Raw genomic sequence first — 19,877 nt, 5'->3', positions numbered from 1 at the left:
ATGCTCCCGGTGTTTTTTGTTTTTCTTTTATTTCATAGTCGCGTTTTCCATAACTGCAAAATAGTTACATTCACTGTCTGAAAAGTTAAAGACTCGCCCTGAAGGCATAGATACGATTTCTCCCACCGTTACGCCTTTAGCTGTTAAATCACTATATAATTCATCCACATTTTCTGTAAAAAACAGCAGTGAAGGAGTCCCGACATTTAATTCTGGCTGCATTTTTGCTATTAGCTGTTTGTTATGAAGGATAATGGTTGTTTCGGCACCAGCTACAGGTGCTAGCTCGATCCACTTCATGCCTTGTTCATTCTTTTGTTCGGACATAACCTGAAATCCCATTTTTTCTGTCCAAAACTTTACCGCTTGATCTTGATCGTTTACATATACCATAATTTGACCGACTTTTTTAATCATTGCTTTCACTCCTTTTTCTCATCATTTCATCACCTTTTTATTATTTCTTCATGGCTTTTTCATTTCCTGTGTCTTATTTTCTTCTTTCCTAAATAGCATTGTCTTATGAGCTGAACTGCTTTAGACACCGCCGTTGATTTCCGTGCAAGACTTCGCTTTCCGCGGGCGGCCGCTGAGCCTCCTCGTCGCTTACACTCCTGTGGGGTCTTTTTCCCGCAGGAGTCTTCGTCTTTCCCTCCAATCAACTGCTAGAAGGAACAAAACAGATAAAACGATAGGCACTATCACAAAAAAAAACGAACCGCTCATCAAACATGTTGATGAATGGTTCGTTTTTCACTTCGTCTAACATACTTTTGTCCCAGCCTCTTTTTTAAACTTGCATGCTAGTTGATTCCACTAATTTCCCATCTTCCATCCACACAACGCGGTCGCATAAATCCAGCATTCTTTGGTCATGCGTAACCATTACAGCTGATTTGCCTCTCAGCTTTACTTCATCTGCGAGCATTTGCACGACTGCTCTTCCTCGCTCTGAATCCAGGCTTGCCGTCGGCTCGTCTGCGAAGATAATTTCAGGGTTATTCATCCACGCTCTTGCAATCGCTACCCGCTGGCGTTCTCCGCCCGATAGATTTTCAGGATAGTGATGCTTGCGATGAGCAAGCCCTAGCTTTTCAAGCAAATCATCCGCTCTCTTTTTGGCTTCTTTGTCTCGATTTCCTTCTAGTTCCGTGACAAGAAGCAGCTGATCGCGAACCGTTAAATACGGAATTAAATTAGCTGATTGAAAGATAAAGCCGATTTTTTTCAGACGGATGCTGTTCATTTGCGCTGAAGACATGTTATTAATCTCGTCTCCATCAATCATCACGCGTCCGCTAGACGGTGAAAGCAGTGCGCCTGCAATGGATAAAAAGGTACTTTTCCCAGAACCAGAAGGACCGACAATCGCCACAAGCTCTCCTGCTTTTACACGCAGCGATAGGTCATCTAACACGACTACAGCGTTTTCTCCTTCTCCAAACGACTTGCTAACACTCTCTAAAACTAATTTTTCTTCACTCATTAAACAGCCCTCCCAATCGCTTCAACCGCATCTACTTTTGCTACGCGATACAGCGATAATAATGAACTCAGTACAGAAACAGCTACAAACAGCGCCGAACATCCTGCGATCAGGGACACGTCCAAGTGAAACGGCATCGAATCCGGTAAAATAGCAGCTACTCCGTACGTCAGTCCAATACTAATAGCAAGACTGCATAATGTTAACACAACCACTTGAGATAAAATCGTTCGCGCTAAATAGCTTGTTTTTGCTCCTATCGCTTTTAACACGCCAAACTGATTCATTTTTTGAAGCGTCATTACGTAGAAGAAAACGGCTAAGACAAAAGCTCCAATGATAAACAGAAACGCGACCATCATTAAAAGTGAGCCTTGTTCTTCTTGATAGCCAGGAATTCCTTTTAACGCTTCGTCTTTACTAATCACGTTAATGTTAGACTCCTTTTTTTGAAGAGCATGTGCTTTTTTATCGTTCATGTTTAATACCACTGCGTTAAAGGCACCTGTGCTTTCAATTGTCTTCCACTCTGTAAGATTAATATGAATAACAGGCGCGTGACTAAACGACTGATTTTTTGTAAAACCAACAATCCTAAAGCTTTTTCCTGAAGCCGTGTCTTTTATCGTATCACCGAGCTTTACTCCTTCTTCTTTTAGCGAAGAGTCCGCTACGGCTTCATGCTTCCCGTCCTCCGTAATCATCTTCCCTTCTGTTACATTCGGAGCTAAAAAGCCGCTCGTGCTTACAGCAAAAAATGAGGCGTCTATTTTTTTCTCTTTTCCTTCATTTATAACGGCTGTCATCATTACACCAAGCGGCTCAGCTTTTTTCTTTCCGCTTAGTTGTTGAATATCTTCTGTTTTGTTTGCTGATAAAACAGAGCGCGTCAGGCGCTGATCCGCTTCTTTTTGAAGCACAACGTACTTTCCTTTCATTTCTTGAACAGCTGAAGCATTGTCAGAAGAGAGCCCCTTTGCTAAGCCCGATACAAAAAGTACAAGCCATACAATTAACACCATAATCACGCCAATGAGTAAGTAGCGCAGCTTCGCATGTTTTAATTCACGTAAAGCCAAAAACATGTTTCTTTCATCTCCTTTTTTAATTCTATTTAAAGTATAAAAATAGAAAATGAATGGAAGATGAACGGCTCATTACATTTTCGGAAGATAGACGTGAAAAATGCTGCCTTTTCCTTTTTCGCTTTCAACGTGAATGGAACCTCCGTGCATCTCGACAATTTGCTTTACAATCGCTAAACCAAGACCGCTGCTTCCTTCCGTCCGGCTTCTTGCTTGATCTTCTTTATAAAAACGATTAAAAATATGCGGGAGGCTTTCTTTTGACATGCCGATTCCCGTATCTTGAAATTCAACGTGGCAATGCGTGTCTTCCATGCCAACGCGAAGAGACAGCGTTCCTCCTTCTCCCGTGAACTTTACGCTGTTTGTAATTAAGTTTGTCCACACTTGATGAAGCAGTTTTTGATCGCCTGAAATCATCGTTGAAGGCAGGTCCATTTCAATGGCCAGCTCTTTTTCACGCCAGCTCCACTCCGTCATAAACAGCACTTGCTTGATTTGAGCTGCAACGTCAAACGTGCTTTTGTCAATATGCTCACTTTCTTTATCAAGTGAAGCAAGCGTAAGCAGCTGTTTGCTGAGCGACGACATGCGCCGGCTTTCTTCTTCAATAATAGACAGATACTCATTTCTTTGTTCATCAGAAAGATCAGCAGAACGGAGCGTTTTCGAAAACCCTTGAATGGACGCCAGCGGAGACTGAATTTCATGTGACACGTTCGATACAAATTCTTGGCGCATCTCTTCAAGCTGCTCTAAACTTTTAGCCATTTCAGAAAAATGTGAAGCAAGCGCGCCGATTTCGTCTCGGCGCTTTACGTACAGCTCGACGTTGTATTTTCCTTTTGCCACTTGCTTTGTCGCTTCCGTTAGCTTGACGATTGGTTTTACTAAATAACGCGTGCTAATAAGTACAAATAAAATACTTAATACAATCATCAGCAGTAGAATAACTGAGAAAAAAATGCGCATTTCCCCGAACTGCAGCTGAATATCTGGGCGAATAAACAGCGCTTGCTGCTTATTACTTTCTCCTTTTAACGGCACGCCGATGGTATTGGCTAACACATTATCAAAAAACCCCGTCACAAACACCTGTGAAGGAAAGTTTGCAATTCCGTGATACATTTTGCCATCTAACACTTGTTTGACAGCACTCTTTTCTAAGCGCTGGTTTCTAAACTCCCGTCCGTAAAACGTCTTATGTCCGGTGCTATCCACTACATATATTTGATAGCCCAATTTACTAATATGCTGTAAATAAGCTTGTTGATCCACGCCTCTATTGCTTTCGTAAAAGCTCGCAATGTCTTTTGCCATACGGGTAAGCTTTTGGTCGTTATACGGTTTTAAGCTGTACTGATAATAAACGTTTGCTAGAATAAACGCGAGGAGACTGCTAAATACCATTACAGCAATGGTCGTCAGCACAATCCGCAAATAGAGCGTCTTCATTTTGTCCTCACCTCAAGCTTATAGCCGACTCCTCGAACCGTCGTAATGACAAAATCATCGGTATGTTCAAACCGCTCGCGCAGCCTTTTTACGTGTACATCGATTGTGCGGTTATCTCCATTAAAATCCGCTCCCCATATGAGATGGATTAATTCTTCTCTTGTGAAAATTCTTCCTGGATAGCTCGCAAGCTGAGCTAATAATTCAAATTCTTTCATTGGAAGAATGAACAGTCGTCCGTTGCAGTGCACTTCATAGCTTTTTCGGTCGATAGAGGTGCTGTTCAGCACAATCATTTTTTCATTTACCACTTCGTACCGGCGAAGCAGTGCTTTAATTCGGAAAATCAATTCTTTTGGTTCAAACGGCTTTGTCACATAGTCATCCGTTCCTGCTAAAAAGCCTTTTTCTTTGTCTTCGAGCTGATCTTTTGCCGTTAATAAAATAATGGGAAAATCATAATAGCTGCGTATTTCTTCGCACACTTGATATCCATCTTTATGAGGCATCATAATATCGACAACCGCTAAATGAATGTGCTGCTTAGCAAGCAGACCCGAAGCTTCTTCCCCGTCTTTTGCTTCATGCACCATATAGCCTTCAAGCTGCAAATAGTGACGAACCAGCTGCCGCATATGGGCATCATCATCCGCCAGTAAAATGTGAATCATTTTTTCTGCCACTCCTTTTATCAAGCATTTAAAATGGCGGCCTTTTGGCCGCCATCATTTATTCTTTCAGTATCTATCTGTTTACTAGTGTAACCAAACGCCGTGGTCATATTGCGTTTTTATTAGGATAAGGGCTTATTGTGAACAGTAGATGAACATCTTGTTACAAAATCCATTCACCGCGCGCAATCATCTCGACTTTTCCGCCTACTTTAATGTGAAAAGCCTCTCCATCATAACTAGCTTTTACATACAGCAGTGAAGGTCTTCCTATTTCGTATCCTTGTTCTACACATATGTCAATAGCTTGCTGATTAAAATAACCGTATTTAACTAAATATGCTGCCAAACAGCCGTTGGCGCTGCCGGTTGCCGCATCTTCTGGAACGCCGTAGTAATCGGCAAAATCTCGCACATTTACGTGATGGTCTTGGTGATAGGTTTCCGGCGAAAAGACCATAATTGCTTTTGCTTCCATGTTTTCTATCAGTTTGAAATATTTTTCTTTGTCTACATGTATCTCTTTAGCAGCTTCTAATGATGTTAAAGGGACAAGAATGACCGGCAGACCGGTGGATACTTCTTGAACGGGAAAACGCATATCAATATAAGTTTCATCAAGGTTTAACACGTCCGCCACCTGCTTTTTATCTAACACTTTCCCAAACGTCGGCTGACCTTGTGTCATCCACAGTACATCTTTTTGTTCATCGTATGTAACAGGCGTAGGACCTGCTTTATAATGAAGAGTAAGCTCCTCTGTATCTCTTTCTTCTAGTTCTTCTCGGATAACATAAGCGGTACCGAGCGTCGGATGGCCTGCAAATGGCACTTCTTCATTAGGTGTAAAAATCCGCACGTCATATTCTCCTTTTTGCGGAGAAGCCGACGTAATAAACGTCGTTTCAGAGAAATTAATTTCTTTAGCCATTTGCTGCATCTCTTTATCTGAAAGTCTTCCTGCGTCTTTAAAAACAGCGAGCTGATTTCCCGTATATTTTCTCTGTGCAAATACATCAACAATGGAATACTGAATACTTTTCATTTATGTGTTCCTTTCTAAAGCAAATTTTCATGTATAAAATAGGTCATTACATTTTTCTTTAAAGCCTCATATTGCTCCTCATTCGTATCCATAAACGCTTCTTCCCGACTGGATAAAATGTCTGCGTAATGGAGAGGCTCACGAAATTGTTCTTGTGTAAAATCATAGCGCTGTTCATCAAGCTGATTATAAAAATGCCAGCCTTCTTTACAAGGAGTTTTTAAAATAGCTCCTCCTTTGATATCTTGAACGACAAGAGCTGTCACTCCGCACTGTCCTTTGGCAGGATTGTCAGCCGTCCACTTCGTGCTTGAATGAATTGACCACGATTGATGCAGGGCTCTCTTTAAACGATTCACGTTGGGCAGCTCCTTTTTCTTCAAATCTACCATATTCTTCTTTTTTATGAAAGTTCCCATTAAAAAATCCACAGCGCAAATATTCTTACTTTAAAAATAATTTAAGGAAGAATAGAAAAATACTAGAAATAATGTATAATAATAGAGTCATTTTAGATGATAGATTATAACCAATGAAAGGTGTTTTAAATGGAAGAACAAGCAGTAAATGAACTCGTTTCTTTTGAAGAAGAGCATAAAGTAGTTCGAACAAATACGTCCTATTATGATTTGAAGTGGGGAAAAACAGCTAATCCAGCTAAAAACAACACGTGGAACTGGGCAGCCTTTTTTCTGACAAGCGCTTGGTTTGCATATCGAAAAATGTATAAGCACTTTTTTATTTTAACGCTTATTGAGGTAATTTGGTTTTCCCTTTTGTGCTTTGTAGACATACCAGAGTGGTCCGATGCAATTGTATTCGGCGGTGCTTCACTTATTACAGGGCTATGTGCCAACCGCTGGTATTATAAGCACGTTAAAAACGTGTTAGCTCGAGCCGAAGCTCAGCCCGAGCAGCGGAAAGAAGCTTATTTGCAAATAAAAGGCGGCACTCACATCGGAATTGCTATTGGTTTAAGTATCTTAGCGCTTGTAATTACGTTTGGAGTCGGAGCAGGATTATCATATTTACCAACAAAAACAAATATTAAAGATGTAGTTCGCTACGGCGACGAAGCAATTACGCTTGAAACGTACAACGATCATCCAAAATGGAGCTATATTAAAAAAGAAGGCCGTCATCACGTTGTACAATTTACCGGCTACGATTATACAGAAAAAGAGCATGTACGCATTGTATTTAACGTTTATTTGGATAAACAAATTTACGAATGGGACAAAATTTACATCAACGGCAAAAAGTTAAACAAAAAAGATGCGGAAGACTATGAATACTGGATCGAAGACAGTTCAGCATATTAAAAAAGTCAGCAAAAAAAGAAAGGATGAGTGCTTGCTCTCCTTTCTTTTTTGTTTTATCTTAAAGCGTCAAAGGAAGCTTCACCGTCACTACTGTCCCGTTCTCATCACTTTCAATCGCAAGCGTACCGTTATGCTCGTTGATGATGGTTTTACAAATAGAAAGCCCTAATCCCATGCCTGTTCCATCTTTTGTTGAGAAAAACGGATTTCCTACTTTGTTAATAATAGACAGCGGAATGCCAGAACCGGTATCTTGAATATCAATAAGAGCCCAACCTTCCCATTCTTTGATAATAAGATTTATTTCGCCGCGTTTCTTTTTCTCCATTGCTTCAATGGCGTTTTTCAAAAGATTCATAAACACTTGTCTCATTTGAGAAGGATCGATTGATACAAGTGGAATGGCGCCTTCTATTCTCACGTTCATTTCAACATTATACAGCGCAGCTTCACTTTTCAAGAAAGCAACGGTATCATGAATAACTTCTACAATCGATACGATTTCTTTTTTAGGCGCTGTTGGCTGTGTGACAAGCAAGAAGTTGTTAATAAGTTCATTCATACGATCCAGTTCATCAAGAACAATTTTTTGAAAAGGCTCTGCCTGCTCATTTTCATTAAATAAGAATTGAATAAAGCCGCGCACCGACTGCATCGGGTTTCGAATCTCATGCGCTAACCCTGCTGCTAGCTGTCCTACGAGTGCCAGCTTATCAAGCTGCAGAATTTTCTCTTCAATTTTCGGCAAAACAGCCGCTTGATTTTTATAAATAATATGAGACAAAATACCAGCCAGACGGTTTAACCCTTGAATTTCACTTTCGCTAAACTGATAAGGATCCGGATCGACCGCACATAAGGTACCAAACATTCTCCCGTCTTCTAGCACAATAGGTGTTCCTAAATAAGAACCTACCCGGGCACCATCAATAATGGCTAAATTAGACGTTCTAACATCGCGTTTTGTATTGGGAATAACAAGGGGTTCATCACACGTGACTAAGTTGCATACCGCAAGCTCTAGCGGCAGCGTCAGTCCATCCTCTACAAGGCTTCCCCCTTCTTTATTAAAGGCTTTCATAACTGAAAATTGTTCGTCGAAAATCCCTACAAACAGCGTCCTGCTTCCGACTACTTCGCTAGCCATCTGCAATACATCCCAAACGGCTTTTTCATTGATGTTCCTCTCTTCCATTACCTTAGTCACCTACTATTTAAATATAGACTGTTCTATTCTTTTATTCTCATTATAAATTTTAAATGTAAAAACGTATATCAAAATTTTAAGAACTCATTTATTTCTTCTATTTCATCATTAGGGTTAAGGATAGCCAAGACTTGATGATCTTCCCATATGCCATTAATATTTACATTTTTTCTAGCGATTCCTTCCCTATGAAATCCTGCTTTTTCGAGTACGCGTTGAGAAGGCACATTACGTGGCATGACGCCGGCTTCAATACGGTGAAGATGCAGTTCTTCAAACGCATAGTCAACAAGCGCTATTACCGCTTCTGTTGCATATCCTTTTCCACCATGATGCTGATCTAGAAAATAGCCGATAAGCGCGCTTTGTAAAGATCCTCGCATCACTTGAAAAAGACTAATGGTGCCAATTAACTTATTATTCTCTTTTTGAAAAAGACCAAAATAGTATTCTTGATCGTTTTTTCTGTTCTGTTCATGGCGCTTAATTTTTTCTACTTGGCCTTCCAACGTATAAAAGGAATCCTCTCGAATCATAGAAAACTGTTCAAAAAAGCCGCGATTGTCATTTTGCAACCGAAGGCTGTCGTACGCATCGCTGACAGTTAACGGGCGTAAATAAATAGTCTGACCCTCTATCATACTATGTCTCTCCTCTACTTCAAGAAATGTATGTAAAAAAAAGAAGGCTTTTTTAAAAACCTTCCATTTTCTCACATATTAAACTTTTCTTGTTTGAATGTAAAGTTCTAAATCACTGCTTTTCTTCGTTATGATATGTTCTGCTATGATTTTAGCTAGCACCATATTATACACCGTTCCGTTATCTCCATATCCGCTTAGAAAGTAACAGTTAGGCATTTCGTCATATATTCCGATGAGGGGAAGGCCGTCATGAGTGCCTCCGTAATAAGCACTTATGTAATAATCAGCTTCGACTTGAAGATGAGGAAAAAGCTTATTGAACTCTTTTAAAAGTTTGTCTCTTTTATGAACGAGTTTAGCATCACGTTCTTGCGGCACAATCGTGCTTTCATCAAGACCGCCTATAATGACTCGATTATCGGAAGTTGTTCTCATGTAAATATACGGTCGAGCGGTTTCCCAAATTAAATTTCGATTTTTCCATCCTGTAAACTCCTTTACAGGAGTCGTAACGATAGCATAGGAACTTGTGAGTACAGCTTTTTTCTCTCTCTTAAATTCTTGATTTTCATAGCCTCCTGCCATAATGACATGTTTAGCTTTGATTTGTGATTTATTTTTAGTGAAAAATACAGCTTCATCTTTTTCTAACTTTTGACCGACAATCTCTGTTTCTTGAAACATCCGAACCCCATGCTGTTTTCCGTACTCTAATAGACCGAGTGTAAAGCTGTAAGGGTTCAGCTCTGCATCATTTTTAATAAGCATTGCCATTCGTTTTTTAAATCCATAGTCTTTTTCAATTTGTTCTTCTGATAAAATTTCAGCTTCAAATCCATGCTTTTGCATATAAAAGTAGTCTTTATTTATCTTCGTGACATCTTCTTCATAACTTGCGTAATACAAGCTGTCTCTTCTTATAAATTCTGCATTAATCGGAAGCTTTTTAGCTGCTTCCTCAATATCTGTAATAGCCTGTTCGCACAGCTTATAATGACGGACTGTTTTTTCTTCTCCAAACGTGTTGACTAATTCGTAAAACAATTTATCTCCTAAATATTGAATAAGAGAGGTATTTACAATTGTACTTCCATGCCCTGCTTTACGTTTATCAACAACCACAACATCAAGCCCCTGCTCACATAAATAGTAAGCACACTGTGCACCTGAACTTCCTCCTCCAATAATAAGAACATCACACTCAATATCTTCCTCTAGAGATGGGTATACAGGCGGCTTCGCTACAGTTGTTTGCCAATAAGGGTTTCCAGATAATAAATCCATCATGCAAACGCCTCCTTTCTTCTCTCTATTATGCCCAATATAAGCTAATTTTTGCATGCAGCAGTGTGAAAGTATGTGGGTTAAGCTTTTCGAGGATAGTAAGCAGGTAATTAAAGAAGCCAGTCATTAAACGAATCTTCTATACAATAGAATTAATCATGACTCTTAATACCATGAGCATATAAAGTGCACGACTAAAGTATTGATAAACATCATGTCGTGATCTTCTGCTTTAGACACAGACCCCCAGTAAGTGCGTAAATATATAATTTCTTCACTACATAAAAAATTCCACGCAAAAACCACCTGGAAAATCACCAGATGGTTTTTTATATTAAGTGGGGTGCACGCTCTGATTAACTGTGGATGGATATAAAGCCTTACGCTCCAAAACAGACTTCTTTATAGAAAAGAATAAGGTGAAAAATACTTCTTCCGGGATTTTTTCTTTTACTTGCGTTTAACAGCCGCAGCCAAAGCCATAACCGCCGTAGCCGCCATACGGATAACCACCGTAACCGTAACCGTAGCCGTAACCGCCATAGCCATATGGTGATAACAGTGAGCCTGCTACTAGCCCTCCTGCTAATCCTCCTAAAAATGGACCGCCAAAGCCAAAGCCGAATGGTCTGCCAAAGCCAAAGCCAAACGGGCGTCCAAAACCAAACGGTCTGCCAAAGCCAAACGGTCTGCCAATAAACCTTTCATCCGCGTGTTGAAGTTGATGATGATCTTGAGAATACATAGTAGGTAAAAAATGCATTTCTGAATTCATAAGAGAAACCTCCGTTTTTTTGTTTTTTGCTTTCACCCAAGAATATGCATTTACCTATTCGCTGTCTTGGGCAAATATCTTGGTTATGCTGAAAATAAGGGAAAAGAATTACGAAAAAAAGCAAATTACTAGGTTTATATGAAAATGAGCTCGATTTCTCTTTAGTACCTAATACATACAAAAAGAAGCGGATCCTGACTTAGAATGTATATGGAAAGTACTAACGTGTTGATTTCATAGTAAAAAATAAGAAGCCGAAGAAAAAATTCTTCGGCTTCTACTTCATTATGTACGCAGGCTAAGGAGGAAGTGCTATTAGCCTGCTTCGTTATAACATGGGGGCTCATATATGAGATCTTGGGATGATTCATCCTATGTAGAAAGTGAAAAAAAGTACCGTGTCCATCTTATTTTCTTATCTTTTTTTATTTTCATTGAAATCATTGGATATTTTTGGAGCACTTTTGTATTTCGGGCATATGTTAAAAATGTACTCAGAACTTGGAGGTGAAATATATGGGCTTCTATGGTGGCTGTGGTTATGGCGGTTACGGTTACGGCGGCGGCTGCGGGTTTGGCAGTGGCTTTGCTTTAATCATCGTATTATTCATTTTATTAATCATCATCGGCTGTGCTTGCTGGGGAGGATTTGGCGGTTGCTAATCATTAGAAATAATGATGAACCGCTTCATTTTCACTAATTTTTTTACCAAAAGCTAGCTTTCCACTTTATTATGAAAAAGCAGTGTCCACATAATGGGCACTGTTTTTAAGTGTACTCATTATGAGACTCACTACTGAGAAAAAACCGCTGGCTTTTTAATCTATCATTTCTTGTTTTACGCCTTCTCATTACCTTATTTTTCTTGTTCATACTTCCCTTTCTTCTACATATTAATAGATAAAAAGAGTAATTAAAAAGAGAGTCACTGTGCAACTCTCTTCCTGCTCTATGTAGATGCTACACATTAACCAAACGATTTTTTCAAGACGACCCGCTGATTGTTTACAGTATAGCCGTTTCTTTCATAAAAAGCCTGTGCAGCTCCTCCAGTCGCCGTCAAGAGATACAAGCTGTTGATATCGTGTCTTTGAAGTTCGTTCTCAAACCGGCTTAAGATAGCTGAACCATATCCTTTTCCCTGCACGCTTGCGCTGACGCAAAGCTCGGCCACGTAAAAGGTCATACCGCTGTATGATTTTTTCGCGTGACCTGCAATCATGCCAATCAAATCGCCTTGGTCATAAAATAAATAGCCGATAAATTTAGGTGTGTTCAGTAAATCAGTCAGCCTTTCTTTAGCTGATTCTTCCGTCCATTGTTCATTCCATGGCTTTCTTGTAAATACATCTAGATACAAGTCAATGCACTGCTGCATATTCTCTGCAGTAAAAGGTACTACTTTTTCGATCATTTTTACGCTTCCTTTTTTGTTTAGTTTGAAGGCTTATTAACAATTCGCTCGTACATTTCCGGCAGGTGCTTAATCTTGTAATCAATCGTCTCAAGCTTGTGATGGATTTCTTCGATTTCTTTTTGCACTGCTTTTTTATGATCCATCAGCATTTGCAGACTTTTATCAAGCACGGCATTTTCAAGCGTACAGTTTTCAATAAGCGTCCGAATGTCCTTGATTTGCATACCCGTGCTTTTTAAGCAGGAAATTAAATCAATCCATTCAATATCTTGTTCTTTAAAAATACGATTCCCTGACGCTGTACGATCTAAAAATGGAAAAAGCCCTTCTTTATCATAATAGCGAATGGTATAAATTGTCACGTTCAATTTCTTTGCAACTTGTGAAATGGTATACGTCATATTGCTTCCTCCTACATTTTAACCTTCTCAGAAAAACATGATGACTTTGCCTTGACCTTCAGTTATCTCGAGGATTTATTCTTTTATAGTCTTCTTCACTGCGCTCTTTATGCTGCAAACTTCTTGTACAAGCAGCAACATACATTCAAATCAGAAAGGATGATACGATGAATACTGCTCACATGATGCTTACCATTGTAATTGGCGGTTTTATTGCCTTTTTATTAGGTCTCGGCGTCACCAAAATAATTGAGCTGCTGCTAAATCTTTTTCTAGCTTAACCAGTAGTTACTTATCGTAAAACGCAGGTAACTCCGTTCCATATCCGAACGGAGTTACCTGTTTTATTTTAAGAACTAAAGCGCTTAAGGCACCATGTTGCCAGCGGCTTTATAAATATCGTACCACTCTTCGCGCGTTAACTTGATTTCTGAACCTTTGCTTGCATCTTTCATACGTTGAATATTTGTAGTACCAAGCACTACTTGGATGTTTGCAGGATGAGTTGTGATCCACGCAACGGCAATCGATGTATTCGTCACGCTATATTTATTTGCGATGCGATCAATCACTTCGTTTAGCTTTCCAAATTTCTCTTTATCGCCGAGGAAAGGTCCTTCAAAAAATCCGTTTTGGAATGGCGACCATGCTTGAAGCGTTATATCATTTAAACGGCAATATTCAAGCACGCTGCTGTCGCGGTTCACAGCTTGGTCAATGCCCATATTTAAAGAAATACCAGAGTCAATGATTGGCGTATGTGCGATGCTGAACTGCACTTGGTTTACGACAAGCTTTTGGTTGATGTATTTTTCAAGCAGCTCAATTTGCGCTGGGTTGTGGTTCGACACACCAAAGTGACGTACCTTTCCGCTGCTTTGAAGTTCATTAAACGCTTCTGCTACTTCTTCAGGGTCCATTAGCGGATCTGGACGATGAAGTAATAAAAGATCTAAGTAATCCGTTTTTAAACGCTCCAAGCTGCCGTTAACAGAGTCTATGATATGCTTCTTTGAAAAGTCATAGTAATTTTTCGCTGCGTTAATGCCGCATTTACTTTGAATCACCATTTTCTCACGAAGACTTGAATTCATTTGTATAGCGTTTGCAAAATATTCTTCGCATTGTCCTACATAATCAGGACCGTAAATATCAGCATGGTCAAAAAAGTTAATTTCTTCTTCCATCGCTGTGCGGATTAGCTTCTCTGCTTCTTGTAAAGAAAGTTCTGTTAAACGCATATTTCCCATAATTAAATTTGATACGTGTAAGTCAGTATTAGCAATTGTATGATACTTCATATAAAGCCCCTCCTTGAAATGATACTACTACAAGATAAACCATAGAGTTAACTCTAGGTCAAGCAGAAAGAATCAAAGATTTTATAAGCAGCGACGGGAAAACACCCTATCTTTTTTGGTAAAAAGATGAAATACTAGGTTGTGGTGTGATAAAAGTCACTGCCGCTCTGCATTTCATTTAGTAGTATATGTTACGTTCTTTTCTTCCTTTTTATCGAAGCTTATTTCATAGCAATACATTAATCTATCAGGCAAAGGAGCTTATCAATCACTATGCAGAAAACGAAAGCAAAACGATTTGAAATACAGTATTCCGTTCTAAAAGATGAAGCCAAAATCAAAGGAACTTTTGTGATAGAATCTGCTAAAAACCGAGATGACGCATCAAGACTTGCTAAATTAAATGTCTCTACAAAAGAAAGAGTGTTTATTCAATATGTAAAGATTTTAAAAGTCAAACGAGTTTCTACAGATTCGGCGGCAAAGTGACATTGGTTTGCTTCTTCTTTTAGCAAGCCCCTATTTATGCTGAAAGTGTCGTTTCAGAAGATGCTTGTTTCGTTCGTGTGAGTAATAGAACTAATCCAATAATACAAGCTGTGCCAATCCATTGATAAAAACCAAAAGGCTCTTTCAGCCAAACAACGGTTGTAATAACAGCGGCTAAAGGCTCTAAACTCCCAAGCAAACTCGTTTCTTTAGGTAAAAGACTTTGCAGGCTTTCTACATAAAACCAAAAAGCAAGCATCGTGCCAAAAATAATGACAAATAAAATATATACGCAGGTTATTGGTGATAAGCTTGACGCTTCCCAAGGAGGATGAATAAAGCTCATTACGCTTCCCCCAATTACCATTGACCAGCCAACGATGACAAGCGAACTGTACTTTTTGATCAGCGGCACCGCATACAGCGTATAAAAAGCTGCCGCTACACCGGACAGCACTCCCCAAACAACGGCAGATACAGGAACAGACAGCTGCGAAATAGAGCCGTTTGTTAATAAAAAAAAGCAGCCTCCCAGTGCCAGCAGAACAGCGATGACGTCTTGTCGCGTAAATATGGACTGCTTGCGCAAAAGCAAATAAATGATAATCATCACCGGTGATAAATACTGCAGCAGCGTAGCTACTGCTGCATTTCCATACTTAATAGAAGCCATATACGTATACTGAACGGCAAGCATACCAAATACCCCAAAAACGACGAGCTGAAAAGCTGACTTTCGGTTCTTCCATACTCCAAATACGTGAGAACGATTCCTTTTTATACATGAAATCATTAGCAGCAAAACACCCGCAATGAGCAGCCTTACTGAAACAAGCCAGTCCACGCTGATTTCAAATTCTTGAAAAAGTTTTTGAGCAACCGTTCCTCCCATCCCCCAACATATAGCTCCAGTTGTTACAAAGAAGAACCCTTTTTTTCTACTGAGATTGTTCATCTTTTATCCCTCACTTTTATTATAAGAATAGTGTTATAATAAGTGAAAAACGGGGCGGAAAATACGCATATTGCATTTAAAAATATAAATATATTGAGGTGACTGTGTATGCCGGCAGCCCATTTTAAAATTGATAAAAACTTAAAAGAGCTAACGACCCATCGCACCGTTGAGCTGCCAGTAGCATGTTATCAAACGACGGTCGGCGATCACATAAACGGCTACATCCCTCTTCACTGGCATGATGAGCTTCAGTTTGTGCTGGTTATAAAAGGTGATGCGTCTTTTCAAATAAATGAAAAAACAGTGACTGTCAAACAAGGCTACGGACTGTTTATTAACAGCGGATGTCTTCATATGACTGAGGACATAAACAAATCCGGCTGCGTGTACATTTGTTTAAATGTTTCTCCTCATTTTCTTGTGCCGCAAGAGCTTTTTACAAATTACGTTTATCCCTACATTCATGCAACGAATCTACCACATTTATTCATCAGTCCAAAGCAAGCGTGGGGGAATAATGTGTTAGAGTCTATACATAAGATATACACATGGATTCATAAGCAGCCGCATCACTATGAAATAGAGATTGCCTCTGAACTCAGCATACTGTGGAAAAATGTAATTCTTAACGGTTTGCAGCTGAAATATAATGAAAAAGAAATGATCAAAAATCAGCGGATGAAGCAAATGCTGAATTGGATTCATTTGCACTTTGCTGAAAAGATCACGCTCGATGATATTGCCAAAGCCGGTCAATTGAGCCGTTCTGAATGCTGTCGATATTTTAAGAAAACGTTAAAAAAATCGCCTTTGACCTATGTATTAAACTATCGAATTCAGCAAAGCTTAGTTATGTTGCAGCAAGCAGAAGCAAATGTGACGGACGTTGCCTATCAAGTAGGATTTAATAGTACAAGCTATTTTATTAACCAGTTTCGAAAAGAAATGAAGATGACTCCGCTCATGTATCGAAGAAAGAAGCTGCACATGTCATCACATCACTAAAAACGGCGGGGCAATCACCCCGCCGTTTTTTATGAACTCTTTTTACTCGTTGATTTTGCATCAGAAATCTTTCCTAAGAAAAACCCGTCTACTTCTGCTATTTTCCCTCTCCAAAAGATCTTTCCTTTTGAAGGAGTAGACTTACTGTCTCCACAGTAGATCTTTGTATTTTTCAAATGAATAAAATGGGCTTCTGCTTCTCCGTTTGATTCGCTCGCTTCGCTTGCTAAAGAGAATTGTTCGCTTAGCGCCTGAGCCACTTCACTGCCTTCTTCAAACGTTTCGCTTAAGTAATCAAAGTATTCTTTTGCTGAAATCATGGTACCGGAAATCACAGCGCCGTTTACATTTAATGAAATATCAAGTGAAAAGCCGTGTTTATTAGAAGCTTTCACAAAGTATTCAAGCGTATTGTCTTTAGTTGAAAAAGAAGGGCCTGTACTCATATCTTTCTTTCCTCCTTTACGCCTTAGGCTGTTGTGTCGTCTTCACTAGAAAGAGATGTTGCGTCATCATCTTCTTCATCCGTGTTTTTCTTTGCTTTTGTATTTTTTGATTTTTTAGCTGTTGACTTTTTTGGTTTCGCTTCCTTTTTTTCTTCTTCGCTTTCCTCTTCTTCGTCTTCGTCTTCTGTCTTTAGTTTTTTATTTTTTTTGTTTGAACGAGAATCTTCCTCTTCTTCCTCGCTGTCTTCGTCACTTTCACTTTCTTCTTCCTCTTCTTGCTCAGCTTCTTTTTTATTCTTTTTACGAGGCTTAGATGTTTCTTCTTCGTTTTCATCGTCCTGCTCGTTTTCTTCGTTCTCATCATTCTCTTCTTCGTCGGAATCTGTATCTTCTGTTTCTTCGTCTTGGTTTTTATTGAGGCTAAGCTCAACAAGCATGTTCATTTTTTCTTCAAGCTGTGATAAACGGTCTTGAAGAGTTTGATTTTCTTCTTTTAACTCGTCGTACTCTTGAACGTTATCGTCTTCTGTTTCGCTATTAGAAGAATTTACGTTTTCATCATCATCTTTTGATTTATCTTTATCTTTTTTAAACAAGCTTCCCGCAGATGTTTTCAGGCTGGCCACGCTGCTTTTTGATTTTTCTTTTACCTTTGTTCCTAAATCGGATGCTTTGCTTTTTAATTCGTCCGTATCAATGCGGTCAAGAAGACTTTTTCGATTTTCAGGAGTGGATACATATCCAATCGTTGCACCGATGATGCCTCCTGCTACCGCTCGTTTGATTGGCCCGCTGCTTGTTGTTTTGCTTGCTTTTGAACCGTTCTTTTCTTTTGAACCGTTTTCCGTATTTTTATTTTCCTTGTTTTCTGCCTGTGTATTATCTAATTTTGTTTCAGTTGCCATTGTAAATCCCTCCATTTTTTAAGTAGCGTACAGTTTTTAACGTTTCGTTTCTATTTTTTCCTCAAGCGTTTTTAACCGCTCATGCAGCATTTTATTTTCTTCTTCGAGCGCTTTACTATTGGCTCCTTTTGAACTGAGATAAGGATCATTTTCCCACCAGTCCATGCCGATTTCTTTTGCTTTATCAACCGAAGCCACAATCAAGCGGATCTTTATCGTTAATAGCTCGACATCTGCAATCCCTACGGTGATGTCCCCCGCTATAACGACTCCTTTATCCAAAATCTTTTCGAGCACATCTACAATCGTACTTGACTGCATATTATGTTCGACTGCCATACTGTTCCTCCTACCGACCGCTTAAAGCAGGCTGCCTAGCGGTCCAAGATCAATATTTAAATCTTCTGCGTCCAGACCGAACACCTCTTTCAACTCGTCCATTTTTTCTTCTAAGTTCATTAGTGCAATTCCTAAGTTTTCAATTTGTTCGTCCGTCAACGTTCCACCCTCCACCCGCCTCATGGCATGACGTTCAACGATTTGCCTCAATAGCTCAATAACTGTCATCACAAGCTGCGCTAAGCCTTGTTCAGCTTGATCAGGATCCAAGTGGATTCGTCCATTTGCTTGGCTGACCGGTTGCATCCATTAATTCCTCCTTTTGTTTATCAAATTGTTCAGAAGTGATCGGTTTGCGATTTCCTTCTTTTGCTTGCACCAGCGTTTCAACCGAAGAAATAAGCACCCGCAAATCCAAATACACTAAATCGACGCCGGCTATGGAAATGATTAAGTCTCCTTTAATGGCGACTCCTTTATCTAAAATGACATCTAAAATATCAATAAGAGCAATATCTTTATTCTCCATGGATTGTTTAAGAGACATACTGTTAATTCCTCACTTTACGCAAAGCTCGAGAAATGATAGGGCGGCCATGGTCCCGTCACTTCAAATTTCCAGCCTTTATTTTCAAGCTTTTGCTGAAGCTCTTCTATTTCGTTTACAAACTTAGTGATCTGCAGAGACGGGAGAAGAAACACGCTGTTCCACGCCATCTGTTCAGCTGCACCCGTTACGTCCTTGCTCCAATTCTTTTTAACAGAGTCATAAAGCGACAGTTCTTTGAGCTTGTCATGTATCTCTTCACACACTTTATTTTTGTGAAGCTCTAGTTCTCTTTCAATCAGCTGATCTATTTTTTTCTTTTCAAAAAACTGTCTCCCTGGTGATAATTCACTAATTTCTTGTTTTTTCGCTTTCACGCTTTCATTCGTTTCGCTGATTCCTTTTTTAAGCTCTTTATCATCACAGTAAATCTTCACGTTCCACTCTTCATTTCCTTGAAGCAGGGTCAGTGAATTCTCTAGCTTTTCTTTGTTAATCTCAATAGCTGCCTGCAGACTTTCTTTACTTTTATAAATGGTGCAAAATTTTAATGGAATGATCGTAAATTCTTCGTACAAAGCGGCTACCGTTTCGTGATGATGAAATGCTTTTTCCTGCAGCCAGCTCATGTCCTGCTCCATTTTTTCTTTAATCACTTCTTCTGAATAGGCGTCAGCATCCAGCTCAGAAACGACAGCCGTCACCTGATCAATCGTTATTGGGTACAGTGAATGTTCTCCGTCAAACCCTTTATAAGATGGAAACGACTCTATGGCTGCTGCTTCTTTTGTTGGAATTAAACCGTATAAATACAGTAATTCTCCCATCTAGGATTCCTCATTTCTTTTTTTTGTCAGCTCTTCCCATTGTTCAATTTCTCTGCGTTTCGCGATTTCGTACCTCATTAACAGCTCATCTTCTTTTTCTTGAAACGCTTCTTCCGGAATTTCACCAAGCTCAAACATCATTTGAAGCTGAATGAGTTTTTGCTGAATCGTCGGAAGGTCATATAGCTGTTTATCAGCTTCTTCCTGTACTTTTTCGCCGATTTTCACTACAAGATTAATAGGTGCGGTTACTAATTTGTGAAGCAC

27 protein-coding genes are annotated in these 19,877 nt (G+C 39.4%); 4 read left to right on the top strand and 23 right to left on the bottom strand.

Annotated elements, in window-relative coordinates:
• Positions 1–27: 27 nt before the first annotated feature.
• From ACOZIR_RS08175 to ACOZIR_RS08140, 8 genes are all read right to left on the bottom strand, one after another.
• Complete coding sequence (locus tag ACOZIR_RS08175) at positions 28–417, bottom strand: VOC family protein (protein ID WP_045294271.1); 390 nt, start codon at positions 415–417, stop codon at positions 28–30.
• 59 nt (positions 418–476) lie between these two features.
• The gene (locus ACOZIR_RS08170; protein WP_080890224.1) at positions 477–662 is read right to left on the bottom strand and encodes a hypothetical protein; all 186 of its coding nucleotides are present in this window, start codon (positions 660–662) and stop codon (positions 477–479) included.
• Between the two features lie 128 nt (positions 663–790).
• The gene (locus tag ACOZIR_RS08165; protein WP_045294273.1) at positions 791–1,486 is read right to left on the bottom strand and encodes an ABC transporter ATP-binding protein; all 696 of its coding nucleotides are present in this window, start codon (positions 1,484–1,486) and stop codon (positions 791–793) included.
• On the bottom strand, positions 1,486–2,571 hold the full coding sequence (locus ACOZIR_RS08160) for an ABC transporter permease (protein WP_045294274.1): 1,086 nt from the start codon (positions 2,569–2,571) through the stop codon (positions 1,486–1,488). Before ACOZIR_RS08160 ends, ACOZIR_RS08165 begins: the two co-directional genes overlap by 1 nt.
• Positions 2,572–2,643: 72 nt before the next feature.
• On the bottom strand, positions 2,644–4,026 hold the full coding sequence (locus ACOZIR_RS08155) for a sensor histidine kinase (protein ID WP_045294276.1): 1,383 nt from the start codon (positions 4,024–4,026) through the stop codon (positions 2,644–2,646).
• Complete coding sequence (locus tag ACOZIR_RS08150; protein WP_045294278.1) at positions 4,023–4,697, bottom strand: response regulator transcription factor; 675 nt, start codon at positions 4,695–4,697, stop codon at positions 4,023–4,025. The genes ACOZIR_RS08155 and ACOZIR_RS08150 overlap by 4 nt, the downstream gene beginning before the upstream one ends.
• A gap of 163 nt (positions 4,698–4,860) precedes the next feature.
• Complete coding sequence (locus tag ACOZIR_RS08145; RefSeq protein ID WP_045294280.1) at positions 4,861–5,742, bottom strand: PhzF family phenazine biosynthesis protein; 882 nt, start codon at positions 5,740–5,742, stop codon at positions 4,861–4,863.
• Positions 5,743–5,756: 14 nt separating this feature from the next.
• Complete coding sequence (locus ACOZIR_RS08140; RefSeq protein WP_045294281.1) at positions 5,757–6,134, bottom strand: YunG family protein; 378 nt, start codon at positions 6,132–6,134, stop codon at positions 5,757–5,759.
• Positions 6,135–6,290: 156 nt separating this feature from the next.
• On the opposite strand from ACOZIR_RS08140, the gene ACOZIR_RS08135 reads away from it, so the two are divergent.
• Positions 6,291–7,064 (top strand): DUF2628 domain-containing protein, encoded by a 774-nt coding sequence (locus ACOZIR_RS08135; RefSeq protein WP_328120724.1) that lies wholly within the window; start codon positions 6,291–6,293, stop codon positions 7,062–7,064.
• A 58-nt stretch (positions 7,065–7,122) separates the two neighbouring features.
• On the opposite strand, the gene ACOZIR_RS08130 is transcribed toward ACOZIR_RS08135, so the two are convergent.
• The 4 genes from ACOZIR_RS08130 to ACOZIR_RS08115 form a co-directional block, all read right to left on the bottom strand.
• On the bottom strand, positions 7,123–8,259 hold the full coding sequence (locus ACOZIR_RS08130) for an ATP-binding protein (protein WP_328120726.1): 1,137 nt from the start codon (positions 8,257–8,259) through the stop codon (positions 7,123–7,125).
• Positions 8,260–8,339: 80 nt separating this feature from the next.
• Complete coding sequence (locus ACOZIR_RS08125) at positions 8,340–8,912, bottom strand: GNAT family N-acetyltransferase (RefSeq protein ID WP_328120727.1); 573 nt, start codon at positions 8,910–8,912, stop codon at positions 8,340–8,342.
• 78 nt (positions 8,913–8,990) lie between these two features.
• Positions 8,991–10,199, bottom strand: coding sequence for an NAD(P)/FAD-dependent oxidoreductase (locus tag ACOZIR_RS08120; RefSeq protein ID WP_045294289.1), 1,209 nt, complete (start codon positions 10,197–10,199; stop codon positions 8,991–8,993).
• A gap of 460 nt (positions 10,200–10,659) precedes the next feature.
• A complete protein-coding gene (locus ACOZIR_RS08115) occupies positions 10,660–10,974 on the bottom strand; it encodes a hypothetical protein (RefSeq protein WP_411305752.1) in 315 nt (104 codons plus the stop codon).
• A 516-nt stretch (positions 10,975–11,490) separates the two neighbouring features.
• On the opposite strand from ACOZIR_RS08115, the gene ACOZIR_RS08110 reads away from it, so the two are divergent.
• A complete protein-coding gene (locus ACOZIR_RS08110; RefSeq protein ID WP_013057978.1) occupies positions 11,491–11,637 on the top strand; it encodes a YjcZ family sporulation protein in 147 nt (48 codons plus the stop codon).
• A gap of 305 nt (positions 11,638–11,942) precedes the next feature.
• Here the strand turns inward: ACOZIR_RS08110 and ACOZIR_RS08105 are convergent, their stop codons facing one another.
• The 3 genes from ACOZIR_RS08105 to ACOZIR_RS08095 all read right to left on the bottom strand — a co-directional run bounded on the left by ACOZIR_RS08105 (position 11,943) and on the right by ACOZIR_RS08095 (position 14,094).
• Complete coding sequence (locus tag ACOZIR_RS08105; protein WP_045294291.1) at positions 11,943–12,389, bottom strand: GNAT family N-acetyltransferase; 447 nt, start codon at positions 12,387–12,389, stop codon at positions 11,943–11,945.
• 20 nt (positions 12,390–12,409) lie between these two features.
• On the bottom strand, positions 12,410–12,793 hold the full coding sequence (locus ACOZIR_RS08100) for a MerR family transcriptional regulator (protein WP_421535548.1): 384 nt from the start codon (positions 12,791–12,793) through the stop codon (positions 12,410–12,412).
• A gap of 365 nt (positions 12,794–13,158) precedes the next feature.
• Positions 13,159–14,094, bottom strand: a complete 936-nt coding sequence (locus ACOZIR_RS08095) for an aldo/keto reductase (protein ID WP_328120944.1) — start codon at positions 14,092–14,094, stop codon at positions 13,159–13,161.
• A gap of 273 nt (positions 14,095–14,367) precedes the next feature.
• Here ACOZIR_RS08095 and ACOZIR_RS08090 point away from each other — a divergent pair, with 273 nt between their 5' ends.
• Positions 14,368–14,583, top strand: coding sequence for a hypothetical protein (locus tag ACOZIR_RS08090; RefSeq protein WP_013057984.1), 216 nt, complete (start codon positions 14,368–14,370; stop codon positions 14,581–14,583).
• Positions 14,584–14,617: 34 nt separating this feature from the next.
• Here the strand turns inward: ACOZIR_RS08090 and ACOZIR_RS08085 are convergent, their stop codons facing one another.
• Positions 14,618–15,538, bottom strand: a complete 921-nt coding sequence (locus tag ACOZIR_RS08085) for an EamA family transporter (RefSeq protein ID WP_045294295.1) — start codon at positions 15,536–15,538, stop codon at positions 14,618–14,620.
• Between the two features lie 108 nt (positions 15,539–15,646).
• Between ACOZIR_RS08085 and ACOZIR_RS08080 the strand changes: the two genes are divergently transcribed.
• Entirely contained in the window at positions 15,647–16,546 is a 900-nt protein-coding gene (locus ACOZIR_RS08080; protein ID WP_328120943.1) for an AraC family transcriptional regulator, read from the top strand.
• Positions 16,547–16,575: 29 nt separating this feature from the next.
• Here the strand turns inward: ACOZIR_RS08080 and gvpU are convergent, their stop codons facing one another.
• From gvpU to ACOZIR_RS08045, 7 genes are read right to left on the bottom strand one after another with little or no spacing between them, the layout of a single operon-like run.
• Entirely contained in the window at positions 16,576–16,992 is a 417-nt protein-coding gene (gvpU, locus tag ACOZIR_RS08075; RefSeq protein WP_013057987.1) for a gas vesicle accessory protein GvpU, read from the bottom strand.
• Positions 16,993–17,015: 23 nt separating this feature from the next.
• Positions 17,016–17,897: a GvpT/GvpP family gas vesicle accessory protein gene (gvpT, locus tag ACOZIR_RS08070; RefSeq protein ID WP_045294299.1), complete on the bottom strand. Its 882-nt coding sequence runs from the start codon at positions 17,895–17,897 to the stop codon at positions 17,016–17,018.
• A gap of 36 nt (positions 17,898–17,933) precedes the next feature.
• A complete protein-coding gene (gvpJ, locus tag ACOZIR_RS08065; protein ID WP_045294301.1) occupies positions 17,934–18,236 on the bottom strand; it encodes a gas vesicle protein in 303 nt (100 codons plus the stop codon).
• Positions 18,237–18,257: 21 nt separating this feature from the next.
• Positions 18,258–18,542 carry a gas vesicle protein K gene (locus ACOZIR_RS08060; protein WP_013057990.1) on the bottom strand — a complete coding sequence of 95 codons (285 nt, stop codon included), beginning with the start codon at positions 18,540–18,542 and terminating at the stop codon, positions 18,258–18,260.
• Entirely contained in the window at positions 18,496–18,783 is a 288-nt protein-coding gene (locus tag ACOZIR_RS08055) for a gas vesicle protein (protein ID WP_013057991.1), read from the bottom strand. Before ACOZIR_RS08055 ends, ACOZIR_RS08060 begins: the two co-directional genes overlap by 47 nt.
• Before the next feature lie 17 nt (positions 18,784–18,800).
• The gene (locus tag ACOZIR_RS08050) at positions 18,801–19,610 is read right to left on the bottom strand and encodes a GvpL/GvpF family gas vesicle protein (RefSeq protein ID WP_328120942.1); all 810 of its coding nucleotides are present in this window, start codon (positions 19,608–19,610) and stop codon (positions 18,801–18,803) included.
• Positions 19,611–19,877: a gas vesicle protein GvpG gene (locus ACOZIR_RS08045; RefSeq protein ID WP_013084016.1), complete on the bottom strand. Its 267-nt coding sequence runs from the start codon at positions 19,875–19,877 to the stop codon at positions 19,611–19,613.

This window comes from Priestia sp. D3YE.R1, from assembly GCF_049199565.1.
Classification (GTDB): domain Bacteria; phylum Bacillota; class Bacilli; order Bacillales; family Bacillaceae_H; genus Priestia; species Priestia aryabhattai.
The sequence above is the reverse complement of the archived record's forward strand: the minus strand, read 5'-3'. Positions and strand labels throughout refer to the sequence as shown.

Coding starts and splice junctions, on each gene's coding strand:
- ACOZIR_RS08160 (WP_045294274.1), bottom strand. CDS start 2,571: ATGTTTTTGGCTTTACGTGAATTAAAACATGCGAAGCTGCGCTACTTA.
- ACOZIR_RS08130 (WP_328120726.1), bottom strand. CDS start 8,259: ATGGAAGAGAGGAACATCAATGAAAAAGCCGTTTGGGATGTATTGCAG.
- ACOZIR_RS08100 (WP_421535548.1), bottom strand. CDS start 12,793: ATGACGTATACCATTTCACAAGTTGCAAAGAAATTGAACGTGACAATT.
- gvpU (WP_013057987.1), bottom strand. CDS start 16,992: ATGAGTACAGGCCCTTCTTTTTCAACTAAAGACAATACGCTTGAATAC.
- ACOZIR_RS08050 (WP_328120942.1), bottom strand. CDS start 19,610: ATGGGAGAATTACTGTATTTATACGGTTTAATTCCAACAAAAGAAGCA.
- ACOZIR_RS08110 (WP_013057978.1), top strand. CDS start 11,491: ATGGGCTTCTATGGTGGCTGTGGTTATGGCGGTTACGGTTACGGCGGC.
- ACOZIR_RS08090 (WP_013057984.1), top strand. CDS start 14,368: ATGCAGAAAACGAAAGCAAAACGATTTGAAATACAGTATTCCGTTCTA.
- ACOZIR_RS08145 (WP_045294280.1), bottom strand. CDS start 5,742: ATGAAAAGTATTCAGTATTCCATTGTTGATGTATTTGCACAGAGAAAA.
- ACOZIR_RS08080 (WP_328120943.1), top strand. CDS start 15,647: ATGCCGGCAGCCCATTTTAAAATTGATAAAAACTTAAAAGAGCTAACG.
- ACOZIR_RS08165 (WP_045294273.1), bottom strand. CDS start 1,486: ATGAGTGAAGAAAAATTAGTTTTAGAGAGTGTTAGCAAGTCGTTTGGA.
- ACOZIR_RS08175 (WP_045294271.1), bottom strand. CDS start 417: ATGATTAAAAAAGTCGGTCAAATTATGGTATATGTAAACGATCAAGAT.
- ACOZIR_RS08135 (WP_328120724.1), top strand. CDS start 6,291: ATGGAAGAACAAGCAGTAAATGAACTCGTTTCTTTTGAAGAAGAGCAT.
- ACOZIR_RS08060 (WP_013057990.1), bottom strand. CDS start 18,542: ATGCAACCGGTCAGCCAAGCAAATGGACGAATCCACTTGGATCCTGAT.
- ACOZIR_RS08105 (WP_045294291.1), bottom strand. CDS start 12,389: ATGATCGAAAAAGTAGTACCTTTTACTGCAGAGAATATGCAGCAGTGC.
- ACOZIR_RS08120 (WP_045294289.1), bottom strand. CDS start 10,199: ATGGATTTATTATCTGGAAACCCTTATTGGCAAACAACTGTAGCGAAG.
- ACOZIR_RS08155 (WP_045294276.1), bottom strand. CDS start 4,026: ATGAAGACGCTCTATTTGCGGATTGTGCTGACGACCATTGCTGTAATG.
- ACOZIR_RS08125 (WP_328120727.1), bottom strand. CDS start 8,912: ATGATAGAGGGTCAGACTATTTATTTACGCCCGTTAACTGTCAGCGAT.
- ACOZIR_RS08140 (WP_045294281.1), bottom strand. CDS start 6,134: ATGGTAGATTTGAAGAAAAAGGAGCTGCCCAACGTGAATCGTTTAAAG.
- ACOZIR_RS08085 (WP_045294295.1), bottom strand. CDS start 15,538: ATGAACAATCTCAGTAGAAAAAAAGGGTTCTTCTTTGTAACAACTGGA.
- ACOZIR_RS08150 (WP_045294278.1), bottom strand. CDS start 4,697: ATGATTCACATTTTACTGGCGGATGATGATGCCCATATGCGGCAGCTG.
- gvpJ (WP_045294301.1), bottom strand. CDS start 18,236: ATGGCAGTCGAACATAATATGCAGTCAAGTACGATTGTAGATGTGCTC.
- ACOZIR_RS08115 (WP_411305752.1), bottom strand. CDS start 10,974: ATGAATTCAGAAATGCATTTTTTACCTACTATGTATTCTCAAGATCAT.
- gvpT (WP_045294299.1), bottom strand. CDS start 17,897: ATGGCAACTGAAACAAAATTAGATAATACACAGGCAGAAAACAAGGAA.
- ACOZIR_RS08055 (WP_013057991.1), bottom strand. CDS start 18,783: ATGTCTCTTAAACAATCCATGGAGAATAAAGATATTGCTCTTATTGAT.
- ACOZIR_RS08095 (WP_328120944.1), bottom strand. CDS start 14,094: ATGAAGTATCATACAATTGCTAATACTGACTTACACGTATCAAATTTA.